Source organism: Prochlorococcus sp. MIT 1318, assembly GCF_047304505.1.
Lineage (GTDB): Bacteria > Cyanobacteriota > Cyanobacteriia > PCC-6307 > Cyanobiaceae > Prochlorococcus > Prochlorococcus marinus_D.
This window is the reverse complement of the sequence record NZ_CP138958.1, coordinates 2,452,408-2,463,948: the sequence shown is the minus strand read 5'-3', so window position 1 is coordinate 2,463,948 and position 11,541 is coordinate 2,452,408. Positions and strand designations below refer to the sequence as shown.

The following is an 11,541-nucleotide window of genomic DNA, read 5'->3' as shown; positions in this document are numbered from 1 at the left end:
GGCGTCTCAGGCGGAGGTAACTTCGTCGTCAAAGAACCAGCTGACAGTGCCATCGCTAAGTTCTACGACCAAGCCAATGCCCATGCCGTCAGTCATTTTGTAGCCGGTGACCCTGCCAACGTCAGATTTCTTGAGCAGTTCTACCAGTTTGGCTGGAATGCGATCACGAACGCGAGAGACTCGGACCTTGGAGCCGATTCTGTAGGAAGTGGCAGCCTGGGACATGGCCTGCAAGGCTTAGAAGGTGGCGCAACCTTAACAGTCGTCACTGCTTTATCCCAATGGTCGCGCTTCGTTTGATTCCTTGCCTTGACGTGGCTGATGGTCGCGTTGTGAAGGGCGTGAACTTTGTGGGCCTTCGTGATGCGGGTGATCCCGTGGAGCTTGCCTGCCGCTATAGCCAGGCTGGAGCTGATGAGTTGGTGTTTCTTGATATCGCCGCAAGCCATGAAGGTCGGGCCACGCTGGTGGCGTTAGTTCGACGTACTGCTGAGGCCGTGACCATTCCATTCACAGTTGGAGGGGGTATCAGCTCTTTGGATGGCATCACAGAGTTGCTTCGGGCCGGAGCCGACAAGGTGAGCCTTAATTCCTCTGCGGTGCGGGATCCAGATCTCGTAGCGCAGGGAGCCGACCGTTTTGGCTGTCAGTGCATTGTGGTGGCCATCGATGCTCGACGTCGTCCTGAGGGCTCGGGCTGGGATGTTTTTGTCAAGGGTGGCCGCCAAAACACCGGTTTGGATGTTGTGAGCTGGGCTCGGCAGGCAGCGGAACTTGGTGCTGGCGAAATCCTGTTGACCTCAATGGATGGAGATGGAACTCAGGCTGGTTATGACTTGGAGCTCACGCGAGCAGTCGTGGAAGCGGTGCCGGTGCCTGTGATCGCTTCGGGAGGTGCAGGTTGCCTGGATCACATCGCAGAAGCCTTCACGGTTGGCAAGGCCTCAGCTGCATTGTTGGCCTCTCTGCTTCACGATGGCGTGCTGAGTGTGGAGCAAATTAAGACTGATCTGCTGATGCGAGGTTTGTCGATTCGGCCTCTTGAGGCCTGAGGCTTTGTCTTTGTGTTCAGCAACACACTCCTAAATTTGGGAGAAGTTCTGTTGGCAAGAGTGCTTTTGGATGTGTTGCTCATCGATCACCCTTGGGCGCAGCAGTTGCTCCAAGCAGTGTTCACGCCCTTGGATGGGATCTTCTGATGAGGCCTGGTGACCCCCAGGCGGTGGAGCAGTTGTTTGATGCGGTCGCTCCTAATTACGACCGGCTTAACGACTTGTTGAGTCTTGGCTTGCACCGCATCTGGAAACGCCAGTTGTTGGCCTGGTTGTCTCCGCTTCCAGGTGAACATTGGCTAGACCTTTGCTGCGGTACTGGTGATCTGGCACTGGCATTGGCCCGCAGGTTGCGACCTGGAGGGTCTGTGTTGGGGCTAGATGCGGCTGCGGCGCCTCTAGCCGTGGCAAGGCGCCGCGCCGCGGTTGAGCCCTGGTTGCCCCTCTCCTGGTTGCAGGGAGATGCTCTGGATACTGGCTTGCCTTCCCATCGTTTTGACGGTGCTGTGATGGCTTACGGCCTGCGCAATTTGGCGGATCCAGGCGCTGGGTTAATAGAGCTTCGACGCCTTTTGCGGCCTGGTGCTCGGGCAGGAGTCCTTGATTTCAATCGCATGGGCGAGGGGTCCTTGGCAGCACGTTTTCAGCGGTTTTATCTGCGAAGGTTGGTGGTGCCAGTGGCTGCCCAGGTGGGTCTGCGCGAGCATTACGCCTATCTGGAGGTCAGTTTGCAGCAGTTCCCAAAGGGAGAGGCTCAGGAGCGACTGGCTCGGGACGCGGGATTTGCCGCAGCGAGCCATCGACCTCTGGCTGCGGGACAGATGGGTGCCTTGCTGCTTACCGCTTGATGAACTGATCGAGCAAAAAGACTCTTGCGAAAAGACGGATCGATGACTTATGAAGAAAATATTAAGACGCAGTTCGCTGTGGCCTTCCCTCTCCCTTCTCTTCTCTCCTCAATTAAGGACTTGCTTTTGGAGGTGCAGTGGCTTGATGGCTTGATCTTGGTGACTGATTCTCAGCAGGCCACCTTTGTGCCCTTTTCGCAGGTGGATTCTTTGTTGCGCATGGTCCGGGCACGCCCCAATGGTCAGATTGTGGTTGAACGGTTGTGCATGGCACTCCTTGATGACCATGATGGTGGGGGAGCGAAGCCTGTGCTGGTGTTTCAGGGTGATGACAGGTTTTGGCTGGGAATGATGGGCCTGAACGGCAGTCACTCGAACCGTAATGGTGCTGTTGCACACCTCGATCGCTGTTTTGCTCTTAGCAGTTGAGTTATTCACGCCATCAAGGAAGGCCTTGATGAGGGAAGTGCCTCTTCTGAGCATGAGCATGTCTGCTAGTTGGCTTAACTAGTAGTTGACTTGTTGGCAGAGAGATCAGGTTTTTTATCTCGTTTCAAATCAGCTTTTACCTTAAGGGGCTTTACATTCTTAAATCAGACGAAGAAAACCTCTGCCAGGTTAAAAATCCTAATATCTTCGCAACTTAAAATTGCCGCTTCCTCAGAGTAAGTGTCCAAACTAAATTAGCAAGATCTTCCTATTTCGAGGAGCAGAAGAAAACTTTAATCTGGCATGAATAGGCTGATTGCAGTAAAGATAACAAGACTTCCATTTTCACGCCTGTTGATACCCACAAGATCATTTGAAATCACTAAAAATAACCATCATGAAAGATAGTAATCACTTCTGCTTGCAGGATTTGCTCATTTAGCAGGGCAAATTAATTGGTGCATGTGATGGTAATAACAAGCTCCTGTAGTGACCTTGCTGCGCCATTCATCTTGATTCGCGTCAATTGGTGTTGGTGTGAATAAAATGCTTATGAATAGCAACACAAGATGTTTTATTGGCTTTTTCGTTAGACAATAAAAAACCTTATTGTAGTGAATGAATTGTGCTAAAAATAGCCTCAGTTGATTATTGAAGCAGCACACCTTGCTAGAAAGGTGTTTAAGTTATGCTCTGATCTTGAATGTATTGGCGGCATAGGCTAAATTAATCTCCATGGCCCTAATATTATTACCATCATCATTTAATTGGCAAAATATGTGATGGCTTTTGGGAATTCTGAGTGATAATCTGAGTGATAAATATAGGATCAACCATTCCAAAGTATGGTCAATGTTGAGAAGAGATCTTTAGTGGTTTGCATATTAACGCTTGTTCAGAACAAAGGGATCTGTTGCACTTATGAGCTGATCGAATAATGAAGAGAAGGATTTCAATGAGATCAATAACTTGACCTAATCGATAACTTCTATGATGCCCTCGGCAACATAAACTGCTAAATCCTCGATGTTCTCTGCCAGCTCTTCTCTAGATATATCCCATTTTTCACACATTTTTGTTGATAATTCATGTTGTTTAGCATGTTCTATCATTGTTTCTACCATATGTTGAGTTAAGCTCATTCCCATTCTGATTTCTAGGTAATCCCATACAGATTTTTCTAAGCGACTAATAAATTGAATATCATCACTACCAGTGTAGTCATATAGACCCATCAACCCTATATGGCAAAAAACCTGCCCTAATTCATCGTAAGCACTTTCAGAGCCTTCTGCATGTTCATATTCTGCCAAGATCCACTCTAATTTCTCTCTCTCCTTTTTGTTACCATTCTTTGCTGCCTTGAGAAGCTCGTAGAATTCTTTGAACTCTATTGGTTTTGGCATGAGGATCATCAAATTCCATCAATCATCCTACTCGTAGCACTAGAGCTGATCACCAAAAGCTGGTGTGATGAGTAGAGAAATCATTGCAACTCTATCAAGACCTTGTCAAAACAAATATCAAATGGTTTTTGAACTTATCATTTATGTTAGAAGCTAGCTCACGGATTTAGGCAGCTCATAGTCGTCCTCCTCCCTCTCTAATACTCTTGAACAGAGCTTTATAGCCTACATCAAAGCGGGTGATATATACCCTGCAAAATCTTATGCTTTTCTTTTCTCTATTGACGTTCGCCGAGTTCCTTCATTTCTTCAAGAAGAGTTTGGTTTAAGTTCTCATTACATCTCATGAGCATTAACGGATAGATCGTACCTTGGCTGTATGGAGCATATGCTTCGGCGCAAACCTCTCCGATCGCACTCTTCCAGGCCTCAAATGTAGAAGCTTTTAGTTGAGACTCTAAACGGCTGTTTGATCGTTTAAGGGCTTGGGAGTCGCAATAGCTCAGCTCATAGTTGTTGTCTCCTGGGCACTTGAACTCATTTGCCTTGGATGGGACAAGTACTGTCCATATAATTAAGGGGATTAAGGGGAATACTTGCTTCAATGTCTTGACTGTTGCTTTTGGCAATTATGTCATGCCATTGACGCATTCATGTCAATGAATTGGCAGACTTTAGTTGTCGATGATCTCCTTGAAGCAACCTCAATATGACATTTTCGGTTCTTCTGAGGTCCAAGGATTCTTGCCCCTCTTTTGACGATCTCTTGCCTATCAAAAAAGTCCATCGTTTCATGCTATTACCTTCAAGGTTCAAAAATTTCTTTGGCGATTAGATTAAAAAAGAATATCTCGTTGTGAACATGAAAGGATTTGGAGAAAAGAAAAAAATAAAAAATAAACAACCCTCCAAGAAGTTTGCCCGAATACCGCCTGATCAACTCAAGGCTATCGCTTTTAAATATCACCAACAAGGCAATATAAATGAGGCACAAAAAGCCTATCGGGAATTTATTAATAGTGGTTTAAGTGATCCAGATGTATTCTCTAACTTCGCATTAATCTGTCAATCACAAGGAGAGATTGACAAGGCAATAAACATCTATAAGAAAAGCGTAAAACTATTTCCTGGTCATGCTTTTTCACATGCAAACTTGGGATATCTTTTCTTTCAGATAGGAATGTTAGATGATGCTGATGTGGCGATCCGCCAGGCGATTGTTTTACAGCCTAACCTCGCCAATGCTTATTCATACTTGGGTTTAGTCTTACGAGAAAAAGGAAGACTAACCGATGCAGAAGATGCAACCCGAAAGGCCATTGAACTTCAGCCAGATTTGACTGATGCATACGTTAATCTTGGTCAGATCCTACAGAATCAAGGCAAACTAGATGAAGCAGAACATACAACACGCAAGGCAATTGAATTGCAAGATGATTCAGCAAGTATTTATCTGAATCTAGGTGCTATCTTACAAGACCAAGGTGATTTAACTGGTGCAGAAGCGAATACAAGAAAGGCAATGCACCTACAGGCCGATCTGCCTGATGTCAATTTAAACCTTTCTATAATTTTAAAGGACCTTGGCAGAATTGAGGAGGCTGTATTTCATGTAACAAGAGAAATTGAGCTTTACCCACAAAAGCAATCATCATATTTGCTTCTTAACTCTCTGCTTGAGGAATCTGATCTTTCATTCTTAACTGAACGACAGTCTAGAGTTTTGCTTCGTAGCCTATTAAAGAGAAATGATATTGCACATAAAAATCTATTTTCAGCAATTAATCTCTTGATCTCAGAAAAAACACTACACAAAATTTCAGGCATTAGTCATAATTTATTTGACCACCCATCTTTTCAACATATTCTTGCTGATGATGAGATCATCAGTGCTCTTGGTTTGATGTTATTCACCACAATGGCCTGGGAGAAGGCGTTGACTAATATACGCAAGCAAATATGCATTTCAATCCAAAATAATGTTTTCAATAAAAGGATTATTGATTTAACTATTGCTCTTGCGGAGCAGTGTTTCCTAAATGAATATATTTTTACATTTACCAAGCAAGAATTTGATGCAATCGAACAGTTTAAACTTTCTTGCTTGAGAAGTGACTTTGATCTGAAAACTCTTTCCATCTTAGCTTGTTATATACCCATTACTCATCTTTGTGAACAGATCCCTTCATTAAGAGGATTCATCGATGCAAATGAGAAATTAAATAATTTAAAAATAATGCAACTCGTTGAACCAGAACGCGAACATGAGCTTGCCGCATCAATTCCTAAATATGGATCTATAGATGATGGTACTTCTATTCAGGTTAAAAAGCAGTATGAAGAGCATCCCTATCCGCGTTGGAGATATGCTTCTTATTCACGAGAAAATATTCAAACTATATCTTCAGCGATTAACAATGAAATAAACCCTAATCGGGTCTCAATCATATTGCCCAAGCAGAGATCTCGAGTTTTAATAGCTGGCTGTGGAACCGGACAGCAAATATTCGATGCCCTCTCTTATTCTAACTCTGATTTAACTGCTATTGATCTCAGCTCTTCTAGTATCGCTTATGCAAAGCGCAAGGCTCAAGAATATGGAATTGAGCATATAAGATTTATAGAGATGGACATTCTTGATCTTCCAAAACTAAATGAAGAATTTGATCTCATAGAATGTACGGGCGTTCTCCATCATATGAAGGATCCATCTGAAGGCCTGCAATCTCTACTTAAAATACTCGCAGCCGATGGAATGCTCAAATTAGGATTTTATAGTGAGCTAGCACGCCAAGATATTATTGAGGCTAGAAAAATTATTAAATCTGAATCTTTTGAGGCTAGTAATGAAGGCATTCGTCTATTTAGGAATAAACTAATTAACGGTGAATATCCGAACATTAGTTCAATCTCAAACTGGCCAGACTTTTACACAACTTCTATGTGTAGAGATCTTTGTTTTCATATTATGGAACATCGTTATTCACTAGAGATGATAGCATCGCTGCTTGACCAATTTGAACTTAGATTCTTGGGTTTTGTGTTGCCCAGTATTGTTAAAAAAGATTATGGCAGAGCTTATCCATCTGATGAAATGCAGACTGACCTCGGCTATTGGTCCCAGTATGAACAAGCCAATCCCAACACCTTTCGACAAATGTACCAATTTTGGACGAATCAAAGATAATGGCTTATGCCTAAATATTCTGCATAAATATTGATCATTTTGGTGTTGAACACCATGCTTATATGAGTGGATTGCCTGGCAACCAGTCCAATGGTATAATGTTAGCTCATAATCAATACAATGATCATGGAAGATTCTGAGAGCAATGCAAGTTCGAGTAACGACCAAACGGAAGCCTTCGAGCCGCCAAAAAATAGATTTGGAATACCATATTTGCTCGCAACTGATAAAGAAGAAAAAGATATGCCTAAAAAAGAGGTGCTTAATGTGTTAGGCCTACAATTATCGGCACCAGCGGGAATGCAGAACCCGTTGTTGATCTTCTTTGGATTAATTGGTGTTAATATTGCAATTATTGGATACTTTACGTACATGCTAAATAAATAGTAGTATCTTAATCTTACTGTTTGCTTTCAAAGGGTATGGTTTGTTCGCTCGTTGTTAATGTATTCACCAAGACTCCTTGAATCAGACAGTGTAAATACTTCTCACTAGAACTTCCTCGAATTTTTACTGTTTTATATCTTGAAAATTCTATAGATTTATAGTTCTAATTTCTTTAGGTGTTTACCATCCTTTGACTGAGTTACTACAAGCAGATATGCTTTGGAGAATAGAATAATGACTTTCTGCGTTTCGAATTCTTCTAATCTAATCGGACTATGGCATCAAAAGGCTATAAACGAGCCTTAGCCTTGTTCTGATTTGATGATCTCGAAATGAGATGCTAAATGAAATAATTTTAAAGATTCTCTCTTTAAGAGTAAATCATTGACTGGCTGTTCTTTTGATATTATCTTGTCTTCTTTGTAGGACTATATTGATTATTGCCAGAGAAAATATTACCGTGATAGAGGCAATGAATATTGCCAGAGGTTGTCCTTGGAGTGCCTTTATATTCCCATTAATAATTTCTTGAATTTCAATGCCGCCGAGGCGTTTTAGTGCATATCCACTTGCAACAAATGGGGCATCTGATATTATGATGCTAAAGAATAAGGCAGGTAAAAACTTTTTCCATGTAACTTTCGTAAGCCCTAAGCCATAACAAACAAAATCAAATAAATTCGACATTAAAAAACTTGTCATCAAGAAAAAGTTTTGTTCTAAATGTTTTTTGCTAAAATTCTCAACACGATTCATCAGATTCTTGCCTACGAGTTTCTCAATTACGGCTCTGCCAAATTTCCTGGAAAGGGTGAAGCAAGAACAACAAGCGACCAGATCTGCTATGAAAATAACCAACAAGCCTTGTTGGAATCCAAAGAAATAACCAGAGAGAACAGAGCAGTATGTGCCAGGAAGTATTGGAATGATGATACTTATTGACCGTAGGGCAAAAATAATCCCAATTGCCCATAGCCCTATCGATTCAACTCCGCCATCGATAGCTTTTAGCCAACTTCCTATCGTTGCCATATCTAGAAATTGAGCAATATAAATCATTAGAGCTACTAGGAGTATGCTGATTATTAAATAAGAGTATTTTGTCCGATTGAGCTGTATTCTGATCACTTTTTAGTGGATTTAACTAACTGACTATAGCATTTACATGTTTTCGAGTCTATTCGAATTAAACAAGCTTCTGCTTAGGTAATGGATGATAGGAATACCATACAATTACAATCAAAGCCCCTTAGAACAGCGCTAGTGCACTTCCAGGACATCATCACGACCCTGAATTCCTTTTGGGCTGATCAGGGCTGTGTGCTGTTGCAGCCTTATGACACCGAAAAGGGTGCCGGCACGATGAGTCCCCATACCGTTCTGCGCGCTATTGGACCAGAGCCCTGGGCAGTGGCTTATCCAGAGCCCTGTCGTCGCCCCACCGATGGTCGCTACGGCGACAACCCCAATCGTGCTCAACACTATTTTCAATATCAGGTATTGATCAAGCCCTCTCCAGATGGTATTCAGGAGACTTATCTTGCATCGCTCGAAGCTTTAGGTGTCTGTACGGCCGAACATGATATTCGCTTTGTAGAAGATAACTGGGAATCACCCACCCTTGGAGCCTGGGGTGTTGGTTGGGAAGTGTGGCTTGATGGCATGGAGGTCACACAGTTCACTTATTTTCAGCAATGTGGTGGTCTTGATTGCAGCCCTGTGCCGATTGAGATCACCTATGGCATTGAGAGACTGGCCATGTATTTACAGAATGTTGAGAATATTTGGGATCTCAGCTGGAACAACAAACGAAGCTACGGTGATATTTGGCTTTCTTTGGAAAAGGGTCAGTGCCATTTCAACTTTGAGTCATCTGATCCAAGCCGCCTCAAGCACTTGTTCGATCTTTATGAAGCGGAAGCCTCAGACCTGATCGCCAAGCAGCTTCCAGCACCGGCACTTGATTTTGTTCTTAAATGCAGCCATACTTTCAACCTTCTGGAGGCTCGTGGCGTGATCTCCGTCACGGAGAGAACAGCCACGATTGGCAGGATTCGCAGCTTGGCTCGCGGGGTGGCAGAGGCTTGGTTGAAAGAAAGGGAGGTAATGGGATTCCCATTGCTTAATAACAAGGCACTTGCTTTAGACCAGCCATTGCAATCTTAAATGGCTCAATAATTTCAAGGGCCTGGCTCCAAGTACCTACTTTACGCGTATCAATTGATACTTAGACCTGTTAATTGTGTTCGTTGTGAGCACTCATCTTTTCACTAACCTTTGCAGGCCCATGTTTTGGGCTTTTTGTGTGAGGAACCAAATGAAACTCTTCCAGCAATTGCTGGTGGCACCTGCTGCCTTGGGCCTGATGGCCCCTATGGCTGCTAATGCCGCAGACCTAGACATCAAAGGTGTGTCCGATTATTCGGCCTCCAGCGAGCAGGTCACCAGCATCTCCCAATTCCAAGATGTTTACCCAACCGACTGGGCTTATCAGGCTCTAAGCAACCTGATTGAGCGCTACGGCTGTGTAGCTGGCTATCCAAGCGGTAGCTACCTGGGCAACAGAGCAATGACCCGCTTTGAAGCGGCTGCTCTATTGAATGCCTGCCTCGATCGCATCACTGAAGTCACCGACGAACTACGTCGCTTGATGCAGGAATTCGAGCAGGAGCTCGCCATCCTCAAGGGCCGTGTTGATGGCCTAGAAGCCCGCGTTGGTGAACTCGAAGCCACTCAGTTCTCGACAACAACCAAGCTGAAAGGTAAGACTCATATGGTTCTTGGCGGAACCAGCTACACTGGCGACGAGACCGATGAGCTTAAGGATTCTGATGGTGATTACCTTGGAACTGATGCACTTACTTTCAACTACACCCTTCAGCTTGATCTAAATACCAGTTTCACGGGTAAAGATCTTCTCTATGCTCGCCTTAAAACTGGCAACTTCAAAGAGAGTGCATTTGGCGGCAAGGGTTACGTTCCGCAGGCTTATTTGAGTGTTGCCAATAGCAACCAGGACGTCGTTAAAGTTGATAAGCTCTGGTACACCTTCCCGATTGGTGACGACTTCACTGCTTGGATTGGCGCCAAGATTGAGAACTACTACATGCTTGGTAGTGCTCCATCGGTTTACCAGCAGATCTTGAAAGCATTCAAGTTGGGTGGTAATTATGGTGTCTATGGAGCAAGTACAGGTCAAGGCTTAGGTTTGGCATGGAAGTCGCCAGTCGACGATCCGATGGATGCCAGGTTTGGCATTAGCGCCAATTATGTTGCCAAAAATGGCTACAAAGGTGATCCTTCAGACGGTGGAGTTGGCAACGGCAATTCCAAAGGTAAGTTTCTTACCAAGATTGATTACGGCAATCCTCAGTGGCAAGTCTCTGCTGCTTATGCCTACACCCAGCAAGGTATGACTCAAGGCTTTGGCACAACCAATGGTGGTGCCAGTGTCTACAGCAAGTGCATGGGTACAAGTTCTTGCGGTGCTGATTCCAATGGAGTCGCTTTTAGAGCTTTTTGGCAGCCTGATGAGCCAGGCATTGTTCCTTCATTCAGTGTTGGTTACGACTTCACTTCTTACAACCTGCCAGATGAGGCTAAAGATGGCACACGCGACCAAAGTATGGCTTGGTTCGCAGGCATGGTGTGGAAGGATGCCTTCATTGAGGGCAATGCCCTTGGCGCAGCAGTCTCTGAGCTTCAGTGGGTGACCCAACAGAAGGGCGATGACACCCCTGATGACGGCAACATGGCCTTCGAGCTGTGGTACAAGTTCCAGGTCACAGACAACATCTCTGTGACACCAGCTGTTTTCTATCTGAGCCGTCCGTTTGGAGAGAAAACAGGTACATCTTCTAAGTACGGTGGCAAAGGAGCTGATACTTTCGGGGCATTCGGTGGCCTAGTTCTAACCACATTCAAGTTCTGATCGCAGTGAGGCAGGAGATTTTCTGCCCTGGTTCTTCAGACCATCAAGGCGCCCCTGAACCGGGCGCCTTTTTTTGTCTTTAGAAGTTATTCAAAAGCAGAAGAGAGTAATGCAGAACACTTCACCAAGGAAATATGCATTGGTTCTTTTCTGAATAAATCTACGATCAAAGTAATAGGCGTCTGAAACTACTTCTTCCTCTTTCTTCGGGGGTTATATTGTCTCTTTTCTGAGTAGATTAGTTTTATTGGCCCTAACAAAAAAGGCTTCTTCTTTATTAGAAGAAGCCTTATGATTGAGC

Annotated in this window: 10 protein-coding genes; 7 read left to right on the top strand and 3 right to left on the bottom strand. The window is 44.1% G+C overall.

Annotated features, from left to right (window positions below; all coding sequences use genetic code 11):
* Positions 1–6 precede the first annotated feature (6 nt).
* On the bottom strand, positions 7–225 hold the full coding sequence (locus SIB66_RS12370) for a DUF2862 domain-containing protein (protein ID WP_041374878.1): 219 nt from the start codon (positions 223–225) through the stop codon (positions 7–9).
* Between the two features lie 56 nt (positions 226–281).
* Here SIB66_RS12370 and hisF point away from each other — a divergent pair, with 56 nt between their 5' ends.
* The 3 genes from hisF (at position 282) to SIB66_RS12355 (ending at position 2,329) form a co-directional block, all read left to right on the top strand.
* Positions 282–1,052, top strand: a complete 771-nt coding sequence (gene hisF / locus SIB66_RS12365) for an imidazole glycerol phosphate synthase subunit HisF (RefSeq protein WP_063406085.1) — start codon at positions 282–284, stop codon at positions 1,050–1,052.
* A gap of 146 nt (positions 1,053–1,198) precedes the next feature.
* Positions 1,199–1,900: a bifunctional demethylmenaquinone methyltransferase/2-methoxy-6-polyprenyl-1,4-benzoquinol methylase UbiE gene (gene ubiE / locus SIB66_RS12360; protein WP_063406086.1), complete on the top strand. Its 702-nt coding sequence runs from the start codon at positions 1,199–1,201 to the stop codon at positions 1,898–1,900.
* Between the two features lie 78 nt (positions 1,901–1,978).
* Positions 1,979–2,329, top strand: coding sequence for a hypothetical protein (locus SIB66_RS12355; protein WP_063406181.1), 351 nt, complete (start codon positions 1,979–1,981; stop codon positions 2,327–2,329).
* A 974-nt stretch (positions 2,330–3,303) separates the two neighbouring features.
* Here the strand turns inward: SIB66_RS12355 and SIB66_RS12350 are convergent.
* The gene (locus SIB66_RS12350; protein ID WP_063406087.1) at positions 3,304–3,744 is read right to left on the bottom strand and encodes a hypothetical protein; all 441 of its coding nucleotides are present in this window, start codon (positions 3,742–3,744) and stop codon (positions 3,304–3,306) included.
* An 853-nt stretch (positions 3,745–4,597) separates the two neighbouring features.
* Between SIB66_RS12350 and SIB66_RS12345 the strand changes: the two genes are divergently transcribed.
* A complete protein-coding gene (locus SIB66_RS12345) occupies positions 4,598–6,922 on the top strand; it encodes a class I SAM-dependent methyltransferase (RefSeq protein WP_063406089.1) in 2,325 nt (774 codons plus the stop codon).
* Positions 6,923–7,048: 126 nt separating this feature from the next.
* A complete protein-coding gene (locus tag SIB66_RS12340) occupies positions 7,049–7,309 on the top strand; it encodes a hypothetical protein (RefSeq protein ID WP_155724614.1) in 261 nt (86 codons plus the stop codon).
* Positions 7,310–7,690: 381 nt separating this feature from the next.
* Here the strand turns inward: SIB66_RS12340 and SIB66_RS12335 are convergent, their stop codons facing one another.
* Positions 7,691–8,341 carry a TVP38/TMEM64 family protein gene (locus SIB66_RS12335; protein WP_236070186.1) on the bottom strand — a complete coding sequence of 217 codons (651 nt, stop codon included), beginning with the start codon at positions 8,339–8,341 and terminating at the stop codon, positions 7,691–7,693.
* Between the two features lie 231 nt (positions 8,342–8,572).
* Between SIB66_RS12335 and glyQ the strand changes: the two genes are divergently transcribed.
* Together glyQ and SIB66_RS12325 are read left to right on the top strand one after the other, a co-directional pair.
* Positions 8,573–9,475 carry a glycine--tRNA ligase subunit alpha gene (gene glyQ, locus SIB66_RS12330; protein WP_063421534.1) on the top strand — a complete coding sequence of 301 codons (903 nt, stop codon included), beginning with the start codon at positions 8,573–8,575 and terminating at the stop codon, positions 9,473–9,475.
* Between the two features lie 151 nt (positions 9,476–9,626).
* Positions 9,627–11,240, top strand: a complete 1,614-nt coding sequence (locus SIB66_RS12325) for an iron uptake porin (RefSeq protein WP_063406092.1) — start codon at positions 9,627–9,629, stop codon at positions 11,238–11,240.
* The last annotated feature ends 301 nt before the right edge of the window (positions 11,241–11,541 follow it).